The following is a 20,714-nucleotide window of genomic DNA, read 5'->3' as shown; positions in this document are numbered from 1 at the left end:
TGCGGGTTTTAATAATTTAATCATAGGGAATTGAGCGATGTCGTTTAGCGGGTCTACGTTCGACTATATAAAAAACAACTCTGAAAAAGCTAAGGAAGTGGCCAGGGCGTTAGGTGCTCCAGACGTCACGGCTCAAGCGATATTGGGAGCTATTGGCGAGGAGTATGAATCTGTTGGTCTGGTCGATCAGGTTCAAACGGAACTTGTTAGTCGATACAGTCATGATGAACTTCAGAGAAATTATGAAGCTACGAAGTCCAGTCAGCAGATTTTAAAGGATGTTGTCAGTGCAGGCTTGATAGGCAAGATTACTATCAAAATGGACAATCCCGTGCTCAATGATGTAGGGCCCGGTAATATCAAGATTTTGACGGCTATTGATCTGCTAAAGACATATACTGATAATAATCCTGATGCGGATCCGTTAGAGATAAAAAATTATAATCAGGATTACAAGTTGTTGGTCAACGATCTTTCGGACCAAGACAATGTCTTGAGTCTGAAATTCGCAGCGCTGATGTTGCAGGAAGGCCAGGCCTTTTATTCCTCCCGAGCCTCGTCTGCGTGGAGCTCCTATGACCAAGACACCCAAGATGCCGTTCTGATCACCTATTACAACAACGGGAAGGAATGGGCGACCGAACGAGCGGATAAGTTTGCTGCAGAATCCCCGGGCGCTCAATATGCGCCCAAGCCGGGTGGCGGTGTCAGTGGCGGGGAAGTCTATCTTGAGAATGCCGAGCAAATTAAAAAATATGTGGGTGTTGTTTCCATCCCGGCCGTCAGCGATAACTTCTTTCAGCTCAACATTAATAATGCTGGCGCGGTTATAGAAAAAGGCGCAACAGACCACGAGCAAAGCGCCGCACAAGTGGCAGATGGATTGGTCCGCAGCGGTGGTGGTTGGGCAATCACCTATGATCCCAACAAGCTGAACGTCAATCAGATGCAAGGTAGTTGGGTCAACAACACCTTTGCTGCTGCGGCGACGCAGATTCTCGCCGATGGTTACCGGCCGGGTAACGTGAACACCGTCAAGGAAGTGTTCGATTTCAGCCTGCGCGGTGCCAGCAACGGTATTTCATTCGGCAGTAACTCAGGGCAGGCCGGCGCATGGCTCAATTCCGGTAATGCCCAGGCACGCCTGACGCTTCCGACTGACCCGCTGGTGCTTGATCTCAATGGTGACGGCGTTCGGTTGACTGACTATCTCAGCAACCCGGTGCTCTTCGACGTCGATAATGACGGCAGCAGCCTTGAGGAAACCGGCTGGGTCAGTGCGCAGGACGGAATCGTCGTTGTCGATCGCAACAACAATGGCAAGATCGACAACATCAGTGAAACTCTTTCCGAGTACTTCGGCGGGGCGGCGGGCGCGGGTGGCAACACGGGAGAAAAGCCTTTTGCCAATGGTTTTGCCGCGCTGAAAAGCCTCGACAGCAATGGCGACAACCTTTTCGATAATCGTGATGACGCCTGGTCCAGCGTGAAGGTGTGGGTCGACGCGAATCACGATGGTAAAAGCTGGGTAGATAGCAACGGCAACAATGCCGTCGATGCCGGGGAGGCCAGCGAAGTTCGCACCTTGGGCGAGCTTGGCATTACCAGTATCAATCTCGCCAACATCGTGCAAAACGGCGAAGTCCGCGATGGCAACGAAGTGTTGGCCCGTGGCACGTTTGTGCAAAACGGTATCAATAAGGAAGCGATTGCGGCCAATTTCCTGGCCAACCCCAACGGTCATACTTTCAGCGCCAGTGGCAATGGCACTGTCGTTTCGACTCAGGGCGGGGGTGAGGTAGCCCCGGTCAGCGCTTATGCCTCTTCCTCTACGTCAGGGGAAACCATTGATGTCGCGCAAAAGGGCGTCAGCAATGCCAGTGGTGGAGTGGGTCGCGACGTCCTGCTTGGCGATGCCGGAAGTAACTGGTTGGCCGGCGGGCAAGGCAGTGACAGCTTCCATGCGGGTGCCGGGGACGACGTGCTGTTGATCGACGCCGATGATCTGGCGGTCAATATCCACGGCGGTGCCGGTACCGATATTGTTCAGGTGATTGGCGACCGAGGTGTCACCCTCAATCTGACCGAGGCTGAAATCGAGATCGCGCAGGGCGGCCGGGGTAATGACGTTTTTATCGCCGGCGGACACAGCACGGTCTATATGCGCGGTGGTGAAGGTGATGATGTCCTGGTAGGTGGGTCGGCCAACGATGCCTTATCCGGCGAGGATGGCGATGACTTCATCAACGGCGGTGCCGGTAATGATGTCCTGCGCGGTCACCGTGGGCGAGATCAGCTCATGGGCGGGGAAGGCAACGATCTTATCGATGGCGGTCTGGAGGACGATAACCTGAGTGGCGGCGCCGGCGACGATGTTCTGATCGGCGGCGAGGGTGACGATACGATCAGTGGCGGTGACGGTGTAGACGTCATCGAGTTGTCCGGCGATTTTAGCGATTACCGCATTACCCGGACCGCCGAAGGCGTCTGGATCAGCGATACCGTGGCCGGCCGCGACGGTACGGATTTCCTGCAGAACGTCGAAAAAGCCAACTTCAAGAACCTGAAGCTGGTGGAGATCCCGACCGCGACCAGCGAGGGCATGGAGAGTGCGCTGTTGGTCAAGGATGTCCTGAGCAAGGATAAAAGCGGTGTCGAGTTCGAGCGCACCAGCGCGCACTTGATTGGCAAGGAACAACTGCTGCAGAACGACATCGATTGGCAGCATGACGCGCTGCACATCACCGGCTTGTTCGATGTGGTGGGCGGAACGGCCGTCGTAACGCAGGCCGGTGACGTGCTGTTCACGCCGGACGCGACCTTCACCGGCATCATGGGCTTCAAGTACACCGTCGCCGATGCCAAGGGCAACGAGGCCAGTACTATCATCAACATGGGCACCGGCGAAAGCGCGACGATGCGTGCCGCTGTCTATTTGAAGACTTCGGACCTGCCCGACGATCCACTGGTGACCGATCAGTGGTACCTGTCCCAGGCCAATATCCTGCCGGTCTGGAAGGACTACACCGGCAAAGGTGTCAGGATCGCCGAGATCGAGACCAACAGTCCGTTCGGCACCACCAAGGAGATCCTGGATTACCGACACGCCGACCTGAAGGACAACATCGACCAGAACTGGCTGGCCAATGCCACGCCGGGGCAGATGGCGGGCGAGGGCAGCGGTGGCAAGTTCAGCGACCACGCGACCCTGGTCGCCGGGGTGATGGTCGCCGCTCGCAATGGCGAGGGCAGTGTCGGTGTCGCCTACGACGCCACGGTGGCCGGTTACTGGGTCAATAAAGACGACTTCAGCAACATGTCCCACATGTATGAATACGATGTGGTGAACCACAGCTGGGGCAGCAACTTTCACTTCGACCTGAAGTTCAGCCCCACCGAGCTGGGAACGTTGCCGACGGCTTATCACCAGGCCATCGACGAAGGACGCCACGGTTTGGGGACGGTGATTGTCACGGCGGGTGGCAACGATCGGGAGAAGGGCGGCAACACCAACTACTCGAACGTCTCTAACACGCGCAGCAGCATCGTGGTCGGCGCGATCAACGCCACCACCGACCTGGGTGCGTTGCAGCTGGGCGGCAAGCCGTTCTCCAGTCCTGGCGCCAGCATCCTGGTCAGCGCGCCAGGCTCGAACGTCACGTCGACCTCACGCTTGGTACAGAACGACAACGGGTCCACGTTCGGTGGCGACACCAGCGTTTCCCAAGGCACTAGCTTCGCAGCCCCCATCGTCTCCGGCATCGTGGCCTTGATGCTGGAAGCCAATCCGGAGCTGGGTTATCGCGATGTGCAGCAGATCCTGGCGATTTCGGCCCGCAAGGTGAACGACCCCACGACCTCCTGGCAGACCAACGGTAGCCAGAACTGGAACGGCGGCGGCATGCACGTCAGCCACGACTATGGTTATGGCGAAGTCGATGCCCTGGCCGCCGTGCGTTTGGCGGAAACCTGGAACACCCAGCAGACGTTGGGTAACGAACTCCGCCTGACGACCCCGCTGGAATCCGGCGCGCTCAACCGCGCGATCACCGACGGACAGGGCGCGGGCATCAGCCATTCGCTGACGATGGGTGCTGCCGACATCCTGGCCGAGCATGTCGAGGTCAAGGTCAACCTGAGCCATGCGCGGCCAGGAGACCTGATCCTCAAGTTGATCTCGCCGTCGGGCACCGAATCCATCCTGATGAATCGCCCGGGCAAAGCCCCGGGCAGCGCGGCGACGGATCGTGGGAATGCCGACTTTAACGGCCAGAACACCTTGAACTATGTCTTTGGCACGACTCTGCTGCGTGGCGAAGCGGTGCAAGGGAACTGGACGCTGCAAGTGATCGATAGCGTGACCGGCGATACCGGGACGCTCAACAGTTGGAGCCTGAACGTCTACGGCAAGGGCGACACGATTGACGACCAGTATGTGTATACCAACGAGTACGCCCAACTGGCCGCTTTGGGCGGGCGCAATGCGCTTGACGACACCGACGGTGGCCAGGACACGATCAACGCGGCGGCGATCTCCAGCGCCAGCGTGATTGATTTGTCCAAAGGCGAGGCCACTCTGGCCGGCGCTCACTTGGCGATCGCCAATGCCGCGCAGATCGAGCACCTGATCGGGGGCGAATTCGCCGATACGTTGATCGGTAACGCTGCGGACAACCATCTCTCCGGTGGCCGAGGTGGTGATGTGCTGTCGGGTGGTGCAGGCGTCGATACGCTCATCGGTGGCAAGGGCAACGACACCTTGACCGGCGGCGCTGATACGGATTATTTCGTGATCGACAAGGCTGCGGGAGATGTCGACACCATTACTGATTTTGTGGTCGGTACTGACCGGATCGTGCTGTCCGGCTTTGACGCTGACGTCTATACGACGGCGACCATTACCCAGCAGGGCGCCGATACTCGGTTGAGCCTGGCGGATGGGCAAGTTCTGCTCCTCAAGAACGTTCAGTCCGAAGGTTTGACGCTACGCAATTTCGTCAATATTCCGGACGGTGTGCGCCTGAGTCAGTTGGAGCGGGCCTCGGGGTACGGTTTTGGCGTCAGCGGTGCCAGCACCGAGCGCAATTTGCCGGATGTGACCGGTGGCTTCCTGTATTGGACCAACGATAGCGGCGAACGCGTGTTTGGCGGCATCGGTGCCGATACGATCGTGGGTGGCCAGGGTGACGATGTACTGGTTGGAGAATCTTCGACGGCCTCGACCGTGGGTGGCAATGACATTATCAGCGGCGGCGAAGGTTACGATGTCATTCGTGGCGGCGCCGGCGATGATGTATTGCGTGGCGATGTCGGGCTGGATTACCTGGGCGGTGACGCCGGTAACGATGTGCTCTACCTCGAGGGTGACCAGGCCGTCGAGGACCATGCCTTTACAACCTTGCTCTCACCGAATATCAACCTGAGCGGGGCCGCCACGCACACCGGTGCCTCCGTTGCGGGCGGTGCCGGTAATGACCGTTTTGTGCTGGTCGAAGACCTACTGGCCAGTGCCTCGCAGGGCATCATGGGCAACCTGATCGATGACTTCGAAGTCACCAATCCCAACGAGAAGATCGATCTTTCGCAGATTCGCGCGGTACATAGCTTTGCTGAATTGAACTTCAGCACCGTGACGGTCGATGGCGAGCAGTATCTCAGGGTCTGGCTGGGCACGATGGCCAGCGGTACTCAGTACATCACGCTTAAAGGCGTGACTGCTGGGCAGCTCTCTGCGACCAATTTCATTTTCGGCCAGGCGGTCACACAGCCCAAGGTGTTGCTGAGCGGTACCGGCGCGAATGATCTGCTGATCGGCGATGCCGGAGGCAACACGCTTGACGGTGGCGCAGGCGCCGATGTCCTTGAAGGGCGGATGGGGGACGATACCTACATCGTCGATAACGCGGGGGATGTCATCAAGGAAGTCGTAGGCGGTGGCTATGACGTGGTCAAGTCCAGTGTCAGCCATGTCCTGGCCAGTGAGGTGGAGTCTTTGCAGTTGCTGGGCAGTGCCGCCATCAATGGGACCGGTAACGAGCTCTCCAACCGTTTGGTTGGCAATAGCGCAAACAACATCCTCAATGGTGCTGGCGGCTCCGACGTGATGATCGGCGGCCTGGGCGACGATACCTATGTGGTTGATGACGGTTCCGACCGGATCGTCGAATCCGAAGGCGCGGGCACCGATACCGTCAATTCCTCGGTCTCCTTTACGCTCGCCAACCACCTGGAAAACCTGGGTCTGACCGGTACCGCGGCGATCAATGCCACGGGTAACGCGGCCAACAATGTCCTGCGTGGCAACGTTGCCGACAACCGTCTCGACGGCGCCCAAGGTGCAGACCGGATGATCGGTGGTTTGGGCAACGACACGTACTTCGTGGATAACGCCGGTGACGCAGTCGTGGAGGACCTCAACGGTGGCAATGACCAGATTATTTCCACCATCGACTACACCCTGGCGGCCAATGTCGAGGCACTGACCTTGTCCGGTCCTGCTTTGAATGCCAGCGGCAATGAGCTGTCGAACGAACTGATCGGCAATGAGCGCAATAACCGCTTGTATGGGGCTGCTGGCAACGACTTCCTGCAAGGTGGCAGAGGTGACGACCGCTACGTATTCGGCGTCGGCCATGGCCAGGACCACATAAGTGAAGACCTGGACGCTGCTGGCGGTATTGACACCATCGTGTTCGAAGCGGGTATCAAGGAAAGCGATGTCGCTGTTGACCATTCAGCCCAGGGTATGGTGCTGCGCCTGAATGACGGCCAGCAAATCATCTCCGGCTGGACGGCCGCCCGCGGTCATAGCGTCGAGCGCATCGAGTTCGCCAACGGGACGGTATGGAACACCGCGACGCTGTCGACCCAGGCCAATCGGGCGCCAACCGTATCGACAGCGATTGTCGACCAGACGGTCGCCGAGGACAGCGCTTTCGTCCTGACGCTCGCGGCCAATGCCTTTGTCGACGCGGATACGGGCGACGCTCTCCAACTGAGCGCAACCCTTGCCGACGGCAAGCCATTGCCTGCCTGGTTGAGTTTTGACGCCAAGACTCGCACGTTCAGCGGGACGCCTGGTAATGACGCGGTGGGTGATGTGGCGATCCGGGTCACGGCAACCGACAAAGCGGGGTTGTCTGTCAGCGATGGCTTTGCAGTCCAGATCAGCAAAACCAACGACGCACCGGTCTTGGTCAAGGCCATTGCCGACCAATCTGTCGTCGAGGGAGCACCTTTGACGTTCGCGCTGCCGGCAACCACGTTCACGGATATCGATGCAGGGGACCGGCTCACCTACCAGGCGACGCTGGCCAACGGTTCGGCGCTTCCTGCGTGGCTGGTATTCGATGCGGCCACTCGAACCTTCAGTGGCACGCCCACGCAGGCTGGAAGCGTCTCGGTCAAGGTCTTAGCCGTGGACCTGTCTGCAGCCGTGGCAAGTGACGTGTTCGATATCGTGATCAATGCTCAAGCCGTCACCAACGGCACCGCAGCTGCCGATAGCCTCAACGGCGATGCCTCGGGCAACGTCATCAACGGGCTGGGCGGTGATGACTCGATTTACGGTCGGGACGGTAACGATGTGCTGAACGGCGGTGATGGGGCCGACTGGATCTACGGTGGCAACGGCAACGATACCTTGGACGGTGGTGCCGGCAATGACAATCTGCGTGGCGACGTTGGCAATGACACCTATCGGTTCTACCGAGGTATGGGCCAGGACAGCGTCACCGATTTTGACTCGACTGTCGGCAACGTCGACACGATCAAGGTCGCGGCCGATATTGCTCCGGCAGATGTGATCGTCAGCCGGGACCAGACTTACCTCACGCTGGCGATCAAAGGCACGACCGATAAATTGTCGATCACCTTCTTCAATAGTTCGAATTACATCGTGGAGCGCGTCGAGTTCGCCGATGGAACGGTCTGGGGGATCGATGTCCTGAAACAAATGACCAAAGGCGTCGCCAGCAGCGGTGCCGATACCTTGTACGGTGACAGCGGCGCCGATGTCCTCGATGGGCTTGAGGGTGACGACAAGGTCTACGGCGAGGCAGGTGACGATAGGCTCGAAGGCGGCGCCGGTAACGACTCGCTGGGAGGGGGGGATGGCAATGACATCCTTAATGGTGGTGCGGGTAACGATTATCTGAGCGGCGATAACGGCAATGACCGCCTTGATGGCGGTGTCGGCAGCGATCAATTGTCGGGGGGCGCAGGCAACGATACTTATCTGTTCTACAGAGGCATGGGCCAGGACAGGATCAGCGAGTTCGATTCGACCGCCGGAAACAGCGATACGATCAAGGTCGCTGCCGACATCAATCCCGACGATGTCATCGTCAAGCGCGAGGGGAGCGATGTTTACCTCACCATCAAAAACACCACTGACCGGATGACCATCTACAGCTACACCGACGCCAACTATCAGGTTGAACGCGTCGAGTTCGTAGACGGCACCGTCTGGTCCGTCAGCGATCTCAAGCGCCTGTCGGTAGAGGTCGCCACCCATGGCGCCGATACGCTGATTGGCGACGAAGCCAACGATCGGTTGGACGGGCTTGACGGTGATGACAAGTTGTCTGGCCTAGCCGGCAACGATGTGCTCAACGGCGGAGCGGGTCAGGATACGCTTGACGGTGGGATGGGGCTGGATACGCTGGACGGCGGGGCGGGCAATGACTTGCTGTACGGCGGCTCCGGCAACGACACGTATCTCTTCCAGCGTGGTGGTGGCCAGGACCTGATTTCCGATCGTGACTGGACCAGGGGCAATCTTGACGTGATCAAGTTGGCCCAAGGGATCAGCCCAAGCGATATCAAGGTTGCTCGCGTGGGCTACAACCTGGAACTGACGATCCTTGGTACCACCGACAAGCTGACCGTCAACGAATGGTTCCTTTCCACGGACTCGCAGGTTGAACAGGTTCAGTTCGACGACGGCACGCTCTGGGACGCCGCAACCCTGACGACCCTGTCCAAGGGCGTGGCGAGTGAGGGCAATGATGTCCTGCAAGGCGACGAGTCCAGTGCCGATATCCTGAATGGACTGGGTGGTGATGACTCGCTCTATGGATTGTCGGGCAATGACACACTGAACGGTGGCGCTGGCAGCGACAAGCTCTTTGGTGGCGCGGGCATGGACACGCTCGATGGTGGCGCCGGCAATGACTCCCTTTACGGCGATGCCGGTAACGATACCTATCTGTTTTACCGCGGGGTCGGGCAGGATTGGATAAGTGACTACGACTCTTCGGTGGGTAACTTGGATACGATCAAGGTAGGAGCAGGTCTCAAACCGTCCGATATCCAACTCAGTCGTGACGCCAGCAACCTCTATCTAGGCATTGCAGGGACAACCGACAAGCTGACCGCCTCCAGCTGGTTCTCCAACAGCGCGTATCGGATCGAGCAGATCCAATTCGACGACGGAACCCTCTGGAATGCCGACACCATCAAGAGCATGACCAAAGGTACGGCAACCGCGGGCAACGATGCGCTGTTTGGCGAGGATGCACTGGCCGACTCGTTAAGTGGCCTTGACGGCGATGACAAACTTTACGGGTTGGGTGGCAACGACACACTGTCGGGTGGCAACGGGGCCGATGAGCTGCAAGGTGATGCAGGCTCCGATACCTTGCTGGGTGGCGCGGGCGATGATCGGTTGTATGGTGGCACCGGCGCCGACACATTGGTGGGTGGGACTGGCAATGATCAATTGAGTGGGGATCGCGGTAATGATCTTTATCGATTCGAGCGTGGAGATGGTCAGGATGACATCGACGATTTTGACCCGGACGCCAACACCGATGTGTTGCAGTTCGGTGCCGGTATTTCCGCCAATCAACTTTGGTTCAGCAAGAATGGCAACGACTTGGAGGTGAGTGTCATTGGCACCGCCGATAAAGTCACTATCTCCAGTTGGTCTTTCTGGGGACCGGGCACGTGGGAGAAGGCCCAGCATATCGAGCAGTTCCGTACCGCCGATGGCAAAGTCCTGTTGGAAAACCAGGTAGATCAGTTGGTAGGTGCCATGGCCGCTTTCGCCCCACCGGCACCGGGCGAGACCTCATTGCCACAGAACTATCAAACGTCGTTGAATGCAGTGATTGCCAGCAACTGGCAATAGCATCCCTAACTGCCGCGCCCAAAGGCGCGGCAGTTAGATTCTCAAAATAGCGCGGGTGATAGGAGGTTGGCGTATTGCTTGAATCTGATAAGTCTTGAACCATATCTTCAATAGACGAAGTGACCTGCCATCAATTTTTGATCCAGGTACCCTCGTTATGGAAAAAAGGCTGTTAGGCCGGAAACTTGATCAGGAATTTCACCCAAACATTCATGAGTTGACGGCGCTTGTCGAGATAGTCTGAGCGCGAATACGCGCCTTCGGTTTGGTCACGCTCGTCGTGTGCTAATGCCATTTCGCAAACCTCACGTGGATAGTGAGTACATTCCCCTGCCCAATCTCTGAACGAGGATCGAAAGTCGTGTCGCGTAATGTGCTTGTACCCCAAGTCATGCAGGAGCGTTCGTACTGCGTTTGCATGCATAACTCCTGATTTGCCTTGGCCTGGAAATAGAAAGGCGCTTCCCTCGTCTCGTGGAATGCCCTTCACCAGCTTTACGACTTCCTCGGCAAGCGGAATTACGAAAGCTACCCGCATCTTCATTCGCTCACCTGGCAGCGACCAAGTACCCGCTTCCAAATCAAACTCATCCCAACGAGCAAACCTCACCACCCTACTTCATCGTCGGATGAGGTCGAATGGCGATGAACACCATCGGACAGAGGAATGCCTGAAAGCCCCGGAATAGCTAAGCTATCAGGAGAGATTCTCGGATGGGATAGGATTATTTCGGGCAATTAAAAAGCCGGCTTGTGGCCGGCTTCTCGGGGACTGCTTCAGCTTGTTTTTGACAAGCCTCACCAGCCTTCAAATCGCTCAGCCCACATCGCGTCTGGCTGAATAGTAGGGGCATCCGCGGGAACTCCTCCGCTTCGCCGAGCAGGGTGGATAGCGTCAGGCCACCCCCTGCCAAATGTGCGGCGCATAATACCCACATTCATTTCAAATGCCCACCTCCGGATCCGATTTAGAGCCTTCCCAGCCGATTAAATGCTCATCCAGCGGCACGGGCGGGCGACGGTTGTTCAGTGTGGACCACCAGAATACCCAGCCCAGGATCTCGACGTTCTGCTCGAAACGTTGCTCATGAGTCAGGTACTCGTCGGGATGCTCGCCAGCATTGTGGCTGCGCATGCGCAAACCACCCCCGGGTCGGTTGTAGAGGTACTTGATGCGCAGCATGCCGTCGTGCTCTACCGCGTAAATCTCGCCGTCGATGATTTGGGTGCGGCCTCGGTCGATGGCGAGGGTGGCGCCTTGTTGGATGATGTCGATCATGCTGTTGTCGACCATGTAGGCGCCCAGGGCGCGGTCGGGGTTTACGGTGAGGGTCTGGAGGGTGTGCAGGGAGACGCGGATGCGCTCAGTTGAGGTGAATGAAGGGTGGAGGTCGATCTCCACGTCGATTTTTTCCGGGAGACAGGCGGGGCCTGTGAGGTATTTGCCGCTTCCTTCGCGGGTGGTGGGCAGTCCTTTTCGGGTGTCCGGGCCTTCCAGCAGGAAGTTGGCCGGTGGGTGTTTGGGGCCTTCGCCGGTGCGCAGCCAACGGCTGGAGATGCACAGCAGTTCTGCGATCTCGTTGAGTCGACCCATGGGTACACCGCGCTTGAACCAGTTGTTCACGTGTTGAGGCGTGACACCACGGTTTTTGGCGAAGTCGGAGGCGGAAAGATGAACTTCCCGCAGTAGCGCTTTTAAACGATCACCTGATGTATTCATAAACGCAGAGTTTACTGGCCGGGAATACAGATCAAATAAACCATGCGTTGAGTTGCGGTTGTAGGTCTTTGCTTAGTTGTAGCTTGATACTTCGGATTTTGAATGAAGTTAAACAGTGTTTACAAAACATTGAACTTGTCGTTTAGCGTTTCCCACAAAAAAGCCCCGAATGATCGGGGCTTTTTCAATTGCCGAAGCAATGAGGAACCGGTATCAGCCTTTGTAGGCAGCAACCGACTTCAGGATCTCGGCGCGGGCGGCGTCTGCGTTGCCCCAACCGTCGATCTTCACCCATTTGCCTTTTTCGAGGTCTTTGTAGTTCTCGAAGAAGTGCTTGATCTGTTCCAGCAGCAGTGGCGGCAGGTCGGTGTATTCCTTCACGTCGACGTACAGCCGGGACAGCTTGTCGTGAGGAACCGCGATCACTTTGGCATCGCCGCCGCCGTCGTCGGTCATGTTCAGGATGCCGACTGGGCGTGCGCGGATAACCGAGCCTGGAGTAACCGGATAAGGGGTTACGACCAGCACGTCGAGGGGGTCACCGTCGTCAGCCAGGGTGTTAGGGATAAAACCGTAGTTGGCCGGGTAGAACATCGGGGTGGCCATGAAACGGTCAACGAACAGGCAGTCGCTGTCTTTGTCGATTTCGTATTTGATCGGCGCGTGGTTGGCCGGAATCTCGATGGCGACGTAGATGTCGTTCGGCAGGTCTTTGCCAGCCGGAATCTTGCTGTAGCTCATTGGGCGTTGCCCCCGTTAGTTGGCCAAGAAACTTGGCCGGATTGGCCTAAAAGTGGCGGCGATTATAGGCACATTCCGCCGCCGATGCCATGCGCCAGACGTCGTACGGTCATTCGCCCTGCGACTGATAACGCGGGTCGTCGGCTTGCAGTCGAGTAAGGCGGGCCAGGGGATCCTGGCGATAAAAGCGACTCAGTTGGGCGTACACCTGTGGATAACGACTGACCAGTAAATCCGGGGCGCTGAAAAAACACTCGCTGGTGACGGCAAAGAATTCCGCCGGGTTTTCAGCGGCGTAGGGGTCGATCTCAGTGTCAGCGTCCGGGTTGTCGTCCAACTGGCGATTGAGGTCGTCGTAGGCGCTTTGCATCACGCTGGCCCATTCCTGCACGCGCATGTCGTTGTGCAGCGGCGGCAGGCCGTTGGCGTCGCCGTTGAGCATGTCGAGCTTGTGCGCGAGTTCGTGGATGACCAGGTTGTAGCCTTCCCAGTTGCCGCTGGCGAGCACGCCGGGCCAGGCGAGGATCACCGGGCCTTGTTGCCAGGCTTCGCCGCTGTGTTCGCCGTCCCATTCGTGCTCGATGCCGCTGCTGTCGCGATGGCGCTGGGGGCTGACGAAGTCGTCGGGGTACAGCACGATTTCGTGAAAGCCCTGGTACCAGTCAAGGTCGCCGAGGTTCATCAGCGGCAGTTGCGCCTGGGCGGCGAGCAGCAGGCGTTGTTCCTGGTGCAGCTCAACGCCGGGCAGGGCGGTCAGGTGCTTTTCGGCGAGGAACACCACGCAGGCTTCGCGCAGCCACTGGTCCTGCTCGGGGCTGATGCCGTCGAGGAAGGTCAGGTGGTGGCGCACCCGTTGCCAGGTGTCCTCGGCAATCGGGTGCTTGGCCAGCAAGCGCCGGCGACGCCAGGCGCTGAGGGACCACATCGCAGGTTACTGCGGCTTGGCTTCGGAGGACGCGCGGCCAAAACGGCTGCGGAACACGCCAATAATCATCGGCACCAGCGACAGCAGGATGATGAACACCACCAGCAACGACAGGTTTTTCTTGATGAACGGTACGTTGCCGAAGAAGTAGCCCAGGGTCACCAGGCCGCCGACCCACAGAATGGTGCCGAGCACGCTGAACCCGAAGAACCGCGCGTAGGGCATTTTCGCGATACCGGCAACGAACGGTGCAAAGGTGCGCAGGATCGGCAGGAAGCGCGCCAGGGTCACGGTTTTGCCGCCGTGCTTGTCGTAGAAATCGTGGGTTTTTTGCAGGTAGTCGCGACGGAAGATTTTCGAGTTCGGGTTGTTGAACAAGCGTTCGCCCAGCGTTCGCCCGATCACGTAGTTGGTACTGTCGCCCAGGATCGCCGCCAGCATCAACAAGCCGCCGAGCAGGACCGGGTCCATGCCGCCACCTGCCGCCACGGCGCCGGCGATGAACAGCAACGAATCACCCGGCAGGAACGGCATGACCACCAGGCCGGTTTCGCAAAAGATGACCAGAAACAGAATGGCGTAGATCCACGGACCGTAATTGGTTACCAGCAGGTCGAGGTACACATCGAGATGCAGGATAAGGTCGAGCGGGTTGAAATCCATGGATGGCACCTGTGTGAATGGCCCGGCTCAGCAGGCCTGTGCGGAAGCTCGGGTAATAAGGCTACAAGTGTATGCCGCATTTCTTACAACCCTGAAAGGTCCGCATTATACGGATTGAGTCGTGAAAAGCGTGTTGGTTTTGTAGCGGGGGATGTCGTGGTACTCGGGCTTGCAAGCGCTGCAGGGCTAAATGTGGGAGGGGGCTGTCCCCCGATGAGGCAGTGCCAGTTATAAATTGGCTGACTGACACACTGCTATCGGGGGCAAGCACCCTCCCACATGAGATTTGAGGTGTTTGGGCTGCCGCGATCAATCCTCACTGATCGGCAGCGTGTAGTTCTTGAATTCGGTGTCTTCGCGAAACCCGATCGACTCATAGGTCTTCTGCGCCACTTCGTTGTCACTGCTGGTCGACACCCGCAGCCGTACCGCGTGGGTTTCCTTGGCCATCTTCTTCGCCGTGCGCATCAGGTTATCCGCCACCAGTTGCCGGCGAGCATCCTCCGCCACATAGATGTCATTGAGGATCCACACCCGCTTGAGCGACAACGACGAAAAGCTTGGGTACAGCTGGCAAAAGCCCAGCAACTTCTTGTCGTCATCATCGGCCAGGGCCAGGTAAATCACCGACTCCTTGCGGCGCAGGCGTTTTTCCAGAAAGCCCCGCGATGAGTCCGGGAAGGGCAAGGCGCCGTAGAACTCACGGTATTTGACGAACAGCGGGGTCAACAGGTCCAGGTGTTCCAGGGTCGCTTGAGTAATCCGCATGCCAGGCCTCAACTTCCAAATGGGGTATGACCACACGAGCGGCCGTGACTCGATGCTGCCTAAAGGCACGAAAAAGCGCAATCGTGCCGCAATCAGTCATCCGGTGAACTGAGCAGGAAATTGCCTTTCATCAGGTCAGGATCATCGGATTCGAGGGTCTGGACCTGCGCCTCGTCCTTGAGATTGACCCCCGACAGTTGCCGCCGACACGCCTCTCGCATCAAGTAAAGCAGGCGGTGGGCCGCCATGCCGTAGCTCAAGCCTTCCAGGCGTACGTTGGAGATGCAATTGCGATAGGCATCAGTCAGGCCGACCTTGGGGTTGTAGGTAAAATACAGGCCCAGGCTGTCCGGCGAACTGAGCCCAGGCCGCTCGCCGATCAGGATCACCACCATCTTGGCACCGAGCAATTGCCCGATTTCATCCGCCACTGCCACGCGGCCTTGCTCCACCAGGATCACCGGCGACAAGGACCACCCTTCAGCGTGGGTTTGTTCCTCCATGCGCGTCAGAAACGGCAAGGTATGTTTATGCACGGCCAGTGCCGATAAACCATCGGCCACGACCACTGCCAAGTCCACGCCGCCGGGATTGGCTGAGGCGTGGTCACGCAAGGCCTGGGCCGATTCATCGCTGAGGCGCCGCCCCAGGTCCGGGCGTTGCAGGTAGCTGTGCCGGTCGGCAGCAGCGCTGTGCAGCAGCAGGCTGTCGCGGCCGCGTTCGGCCAATTGGCTGCTGAGGCCTGCATGATCAAAGGGTAAATGCACCGCGTCCCGCGCCTGAGCGTGGGCGAATTGAAAATCCAGCTGCGCATTGGTGGGGATACTGGTGCCGGTGCGGCCCAGGGCGATACGGGCTGGCGTCAGGCGGCGCAGTTCCAGCCAGGGGTTGTCAGGCAGGTCGAGTTGCACAGGCGGCTCCTTCATCCCAATTGCGCCAAGGCTTGGCGAAACGCCGGTGGCAGGCTGTTGCCGAAGTGCACCTTGCCGTCGGCTTGCGTGAAGATGCCCATTTTCGCCAACCACTGCTCAAATTCCGGCGCCGGCTTCAACCCCAAGGTCTGGCGGGCGTACAAGGCGTCGTGGAACGAGGTGGTCTGGTAGTTGAGCATGATGTCGTCGGAGCCGGGAATGCCCATGATGAAGTTGATCCCGGCCACGCCCAGCAGGGTCAGCAGGGTGTCCATGTCATCCTGGTCGGCTTCGGCGTGGTTGGTGTAACAGATGTCGCAGCCCATCGGCACGCCGAGCAGCTTGCCGCAGAAGTGGTCTTCAAGGCCGGCGCGGATGATTTGCTTGCCGTTGTACAGGTACTCCGGCCCGATAAAGCCCACCACGGTGTTCACCAGGAACGGCTTGAAGTGCCGGGCCACCGCATAGGCGCGGGTTTCGCAGGTTTGCTGGTCGACACCAAAGTGCGCATTGGCCGACAAGGCGCTGCCCTGGCCGGTCTCGAAATACATCAGGTTCTGGCCCAACGTGCCGCGATTGAGGCTCAGACCCGCTTCGTAACCCTCCTGCAGCACGCTCAGGCTGATGCCGAAACTGGCGTTGGCCGCCTCTGTGCCGGCAATCGACTGGAACACCAGGTCCAGCGGCACGCCACGGTTGATCGCTTCGATGGACGTGGTGACATGGGTGAGTACACAGGCCTGGGTCGGGATTTCGTAGCGCTGGATGATCGCGTCGAGCATTTCCAGCATGGCGCAGATCGAGGCGATGCTGTCGGTGGCCGGGTTGATGCCGATCATGGCGTCGCCGTTGCCATACAGCAGGCCGTCGAGAATGCTCGCGGCGATGCCTGCCGGTTCGTCCGTCGGATGGTTGGGCTGCAGGCGTGTGGATAAACGTCCGCGTAGGCCCAGGGTGCCGCGAAATTGCGTGACCACGCGGATCTTCTGCGCCACCAACACCAGGTCCTGGACGCGCATGATCTTCGACACGGCGGCGGCCATTTCCGGTGTCAGTCCTGGCGCCAAGGCGCGTAGGGCGTGTTCATCGGCCGCGTCGCTGAGCAGCCAGTCGCGCAGGCCGCCGACGGTCAGGTGGCTGACGGCGGCAAATGCCTGTTTATCGTGGGTGTCGATGATCAGGCGGGTGACTTCATCGCTTTCATAGGGGATCAGCACTTCTTGCAGAAAGTGTTTCAGCGGGATATTCGCCAACGCCATCTGCGCCGCCACCCGCTCACCGTCGTTCTGTGCGGCCACGCCGGCGAGAAAGTCTCCGGAACGCGCGGGGCTGGCCTTGGCCATCACGTCCTTGAGGCTGTCGAAGCGGTAGGTTTGAGCACCCACCGCGTGGGAAAAGCTTGCCATACAGTGTCTCCTTGATGGCGCGGGCCCACTGTGAGAATGGCACCCGCGTCGAGGTTTACGGCATCTAGTGCAGGGCGGCCTCTGCGGCCTGGATCGCCGCGAATTCCTCTTCGGGCGTACCCGCTACCAAGTGATGCCGGCTGTAGAAAGCAAAGTAAGCAATTAATACTCCATAGATGATCGCGGCGCCAATCACTACGCGCGGATCCACCAGAAAGCCCGCCACTACGGCCACGCAGGCCAGTACCAGCGCAATGCCTGAGGTGAAAATACCGCCCGGCGTGCGGTACGGACGATCCATTTTGGGGCGGCGGATGCGCAAGGTGATGTGCGCGGCCATCATCAGCACATAGGAAATGGTCGCGCCGAACACCGCTACCAGAATCAGCAGATCACCCTGGCCGGTCAGCGACAGGCCAAAGCCGATGATGCCGGGGATCACCAGGGCCAGCACGGGTGCCTTGCTTTTATTGGTCTGGGACAGTTTGCGCGGCAGGTAGCCGGCGCGGGACAGGGCGAAGATCTGCCGCGAATAGGCGTAGATGATCGAGAAAAAGCTCGCGATCAGCCCTGCCAGGCCGACCAGGTTGACGAAGCTGCCCATCCAGGTCGAGCCGCCGTAGGCCAAGGCCAGCGCTTCAACCAGCGGGTTGCCGGACTTGATCAGCGCATAAGTGCCGGCGCCCCCTGGAGCAATGACCAGGATCAGCAGGGCAAAACTGGTCAGCACCACAATGGCGCCGATCAAGCCGCGCGGCAGGTCGCGCTTCGGGTTCTTGGTCTCTTCGGCGGCCAGGGGCACACCCTCTACCGCCAGGAAAAACCAGATGGCATACGGAATCGCCGCCCACACACCCACGTAGCCGAAGGGCAGGAAAGTGCTGGCGCCCTTGGCCTCGCTCACCGGGATATCCAGCAGGTTGGCGACGTTGAAGTGCGGCACCATGGCGACCAGGAATACCCCCAGCGCAATCGCAGCAACAGCCGTAATCACAAACATCAGCTTCAAGGCTTCGCCGACACCGAAAATGTGGATGCCGATAAAAATGATGTAGAACGCCAGGTAAATCATCCAGCCGCCGATGCCGAACAGCGATTCGCAATAGGCGCCGATAAACACCGCGATGGCGGCGGGGGCGATGGCGTATTCGATCAGGATGGCCGTGCCGGTGAGGAACCCGCCCCAGGGACCGAAGGCGCTGCGGGCAAAGCCGTAGCCACCGCCGGCGGTGGGGATCATGGACGACAGTTCGGCGAGGGAAAAACACATGCACAGGTACATGGTGGCCATCAGCAAGGTGGCCAGGAACATCCCGCCCCAGCCACCTTGGGCCAGGCCGAAGTTCCAACCGGCGTAGTCACCGGAGATCACGTAGGCAACGCCAAGGCCGACTAACAGCACCCAGCCGGCGGCGCCTTTTTTCAATTCACGTTGTTGGAAGTATTGGGAGTCGACTTTTTCAAAGTCGACGGATGAACTTGTAGGTTCGCTAGGCATGGGAAAGTACCTTTCGTTGTTATTTTTTTAGTTCGGCATCTTTGTGCCGGATGCACTTCGCAAGTACTTATGAAGATCTAAAACGGTGGGAGGGGGCTTGCCCCCGATGACGGTGGATCAGTTAAAAAGTTAGGGGCTGACACACTGCAATCGGGGTCAAGCCGCCTCCCACATTTGATTGCATTTCAAATGTGGGAGGCGGGTTAGTTAAAAGAAGCCCAGTGGATTAATGTCGTAACTCACCAGCAAGTTCTTGGTCTGCTGGTAGTGATCCAACATCATCTTGTGGGTTTCACGCCCCACGCCGGACTTCTTGTAGCCACCGAATGCGGCATGCGCCGGGTACAGGTGGTAGCAGTTGGTCCACACGCGGCCTGCCTTGATCGCCCGGCCCATGCGGTAGGCGCGGTTGATGTCGCGGGTCCACACCCCGGCGCCCAGGCCGAACTCGGTGTCGTTGGCAATGGCCAGGGCTTCGGCTTCGTCCTTGAAGGTGGTGATGCTCACCACCGGGCCGAAGATCTCTTCCTGGAACACGCGCATTTCATTGGTGCCCTTGAGCAGGGTCGGCTGGATGTAATAGCCGCCGGCCATATCGCCGGTGAGCTTCTCGACCTTGCCGCCGGTCAGCAGTTGCGCGCCTTCGCCCTTGGCGATTTCCAGGTAGGACAGGATCTTGTCGAACTGCTGCTCGGACGCCTGGGCGCCGACCATGGTGTCGGTGTCGAGCGGGTCGCCACGTTTGATCTGCTCGACTTTCTTCATGACCACTTTCATGAAGTCGTCGTAGATCGACTCTTCCACCAGTGCGCGGGACGGGCAGGTGCACACTTCACCTTGGTTGAAGAACGCCAGCACCAGGCCTTCGGCAGCCTTTTCGATGAACGACGGTTCGGCCTTCATGATGTCGGCAAAGAAGATGTTCGGCGACTTGCCGCCCAGCTCCACCGTCGACGGAATAATATTCTCGGCCGCCGCATGCATGATGTGCGAGCCCACTGGCGTGGAACCGGTGAAGGCAATCTTGGCGATGCGTTTGCTGGTGGCCAGGGCTTCGCCGGCTTCTCTGCCGAAACCGTGCACCACGTTCAGTACGCCCGGTGGTAGCAGGTCGCCGATTAATTCCATCAGCACGTTGATGCCCAGCGGGGTTTGCTCGGCAGGCTTGAGCACCACGCAGTTGCCGGCGGCCAGGGCCGGGGCAAGCTTCCATGCCGCCATCAGCAGCGGGAAGTTCCACGGGATGATCTGGCCAACCACGCCCAGTGGCTCATGGAAGTGATAGGACGCGGTGTGTTCATTGATTTCGGCGCTGGTGCCTTCCTGGGCACGGATGCAACCGGCGAAATAGCGGAAGTGGTCGGCCGCCAGCGGAATGTCGGCGTTGAGGGTTTCACGCACGGCCTTGCCGTTGTCCCAGGTTTCGGTAATGGCCAGCAGTTCGAGGTTCTGTTCGATGCGGTCGGCGATTTTCAGCAGGACCAGCGAGCGGTCCTGGGCCGAGGTCTTGCCCCAGGCGTCGGCGGCGGCATGGGCGGCGTCCAGGGCTTTGTCGATGTCTTTGGCCGTGGAGCGCGGGAATTCGGCGATGGGCTTGCCGTTGACCGGCGAGGTATTGGTGAAGTAGTTGCCATCGACCGGCGCAACGAACTCGCCACCGATGTAGTTGCCGTACTTGGCCTTGAACGAAACGATGGCGCCTTCAGTACCGGGGTGTGCGTAACGCATGGTGGGTATCTCCTGGCTTTTATGTTTATTGGGAGCGCAGCGCTGCAAGCGCTTGATAAAGCGTAGAGCAAAGGTTGGGCCACCGCTTCGTGGGCCAGGGAAATCAAGGGCTTGGGCATTGTTGCAAGGCGTTGCTGTGGCAGGACTGATACAGGTCATGTGACAGTTTGTGCCATTTGCGGTACAGCCCGTGACCAGTGAGTCGGCCCGGGATTGCATTGG

10 protein-coding genes and 1 pseudogene are annotated in these 20,714 nt (G+C 58.9%); 1 reads left to right on the top strand and 10 read right to left on the bottom strand.

Going from position 1 to position 20,714, the window contains the following annotated elements; all coding sequences use genetic code 11:
• Positions 1 to 37 precede the first annotated feature (37 nt).
• Entirely contained in the window at positions 38 to 10,132 is a 10,095-nt protein-coding gene (locus AO064_RS01585; RefSeq protein WP_122256250.1) for a calcium-binding protein, read from the top strand.
• A 172-nt stretch (positions 10,133 to 10,304) separates the two neighbouring features.
• On the opposite strand, the pseudogene AO064_RS01580 reads toward AO064_RS01585, so the two are convergent.
• From AO064_RS01580 to exaC, 10 genes and pseudogenes are all read right to left on the bottom strand, one after another.
• Positions 10,305 to 10,751, bottom strand: a pseudogene (locus tag AO064_RS01580) (tyrosine-type recombinase/integrase); the annotation flags it as partial.
• A gap of 324 nt (positions 10,752 to 11,075) precedes the next feature.
• A complete protein-coding gene (locus AO064_RS01575; RefSeq protein ID WP_015886088.1) occupies positions 11,076 to 11,852 on the bottom strand; it encodes a LexA family transcriptional regulator in 777 nt (258 codons plus the stop codon).
• Between the two features lie 213 nt (positions 11,853 to 12,065).
• Positions 12,066 to 12,593 (bottom strand): inorganic diphosphatase, encoded by a 528-nt coding sequence (gene ppa / locus AO064_RS01570; protein WP_064052204.1) that lies wholly within the window; start codon positions 12,591 to 12,593, stop codon positions 12,066 to 12,068.
• A gap of 109 nt (positions 12,594 to 12,702) precedes the next feature.
• A complete protein-coding gene (locus AO064_RS01565) occupies positions 12,703 to 13,518 on the bottom strand; it encodes a M90 family metallopeptidase (protein ID WP_064052203.1) in 816 nt (271 codons plus the stop codon).
• A gap of 6 nt (positions 13,519 to 13,524) precedes the next feature.
• Positions 13,525 to 14,181 (bottom strand): DedA family protein, encoded by a 657-nt coding sequence (locus tag AO064_RS01560; RefSeq protein ID WP_043205963.1) that lies wholly within the window; start codon positions 14,179 to 14,181, stop codon positions 13,525 to 13,527.
• Between the two features lie 309 nt (positions 14,182 to 14,490).
• Positions 14,491 to 14,949 (bottom strand): GNAT family N-acetyltransferase, encoded by a 459-nt coding sequence (locus tag AO064_RS01555; protein ID WP_015886085.1) that lies wholly within the window; start codon positions 14,947 to 14,949, stop codon positions 14,491 to 14,493.
• A gap of 92 nt (positions 14,950 to 15,041) precedes the next feature.
• A complete protein-coding gene (gene eutC, locus AO064_RS01550; protein WP_064052202.1) occupies positions 15,042 to 15,875 on the bottom strand; it encodes an ethanolamine ammonia-lyase subunit EutC in 834 nt (277 codons plus the stop codon).
• Positions 15,872 to 17,266: an ethanolamine ammonia-lyase subunit EutB gene (locus tag AO064_RS01545; protein ID WP_015886083.1), complete on the bottom strand. Its 1,395-nt coding sequence runs from the start codon at positions 17,264 to 17,266 to the stop codon at positions 15,872 to 15,874. The genes eutC and AO064_RS01545 overlap by 4 nt, the downstream gene beginning before the upstream one ends.
• Before the next feature lie 64 nt (positions 17,267 to 17,330).
• Positions 17,331 to 18,764, bottom strand: coding sequence for an ethanolamine permease (gene eat, locus AO064_RS01540; RefSeq protein ID WP_015886082.1), 1,434 nt, complete (start codon positions 18,762 to 18,764; stop codon positions 17,331 to 17,333).
• A 207-nt stretch (positions 18,765 to 18,971) separates the two neighbouring features.
• On the bottom strand, positions 18,972 to 20,492 hold the full coding sequence (gene exaC, locus AO064_RS01535; RefSeq protein ID WP_064052201.1) for an acetaldehyde dehydrogenase ExaC: 1,521 nt from the start codon (positions 20,490 to 20,492) through the stop codon (positions 18,972 to 18,974).
• Positions 20,493 to 20,714: the final 222 nt, after the last annotated feature.

The sequence above is a fragment of the Pseudomonas marginalis genome, from assembly GCF_001645105.1.
Classification (GTDB): domain Bacteria; phylum Pseudomonadota; class Gammaproteobacteria; order Pseudomonadales; family Pseudomonadaceae; genus Aquipseudomonas; species Aquipseudomonas petroselini.
This window is presented reverse-complemented; position numbering and strand designations above follow the sequence as displayed.

Coding starts and splice junctions, on each gene's coding strand:
- AO064_RS01585 (WP_122256250.1), top strand. CDS start 38: ATGTCGTTTAGCGGGTCTACGTTCGACTATATAAAAAACAACTCTGAA.
- AO064_RS01575 (WP_015886088.1), bottom strand. CDS start 11,852: ATGAATACATCAGGTGATCGTTTAAAAGCGCTACTGCGGGAAGTTCAT.
- ppa (WP_064052204.1), bottom strand. CDS start 12,593: ATGAGCTACAGCAAGATTCCGGCTGGCAAAGACCTGCCGAACGACATC.
- AO064_RS01565 (WP_064052203.1), bottom strand. CDS start 13,518: ATGTGGTCCCTCAGCGCCTGGCGTCGCCGGCGCTTGCTGGCCAAGCAC.
- AO064_RS01560 (WP_043205963.1), bottom strand. CDS start 14,181: ATGGATTTCAACCCGCTCGACCTTATCCTGCATCTCGATGTGTACCTC.
- AO064_RS01555 (WP_015886085.1), bottom strand. CDS start 14,949: ATGCGGATTACTCAAGCGACCCTGGAACACCTGGACCTGTTGACCCCG.
- eutC (WP_064052202.1), bottom strand. CDS start 15,875: ATGAAGGAGCCGCCTGTGCAACTCGACCTGCCTGACAACCCCTGGCTG.
- AO064_RS01545 (WP_015886083.1), bottom strand. CDS start 17,266: ATGGCAAGCTTTTCCCACGCGGTGGGTGCTCAAACCTACCGCTTCGAC.
- eat (WP_015886082.1), bottom strand. CDS start 18,764: ATGCCTAGCGAACCTACAAGTTCATCCGTCGACTTTGAAAAAGTCGAC.
- exaC (WP_064052201.1), bottom strand. CDS start 20,492: ATGCGTTACGCACACCCCGGTACTGAAGGCGCCATCGTTTCGTTCAAG.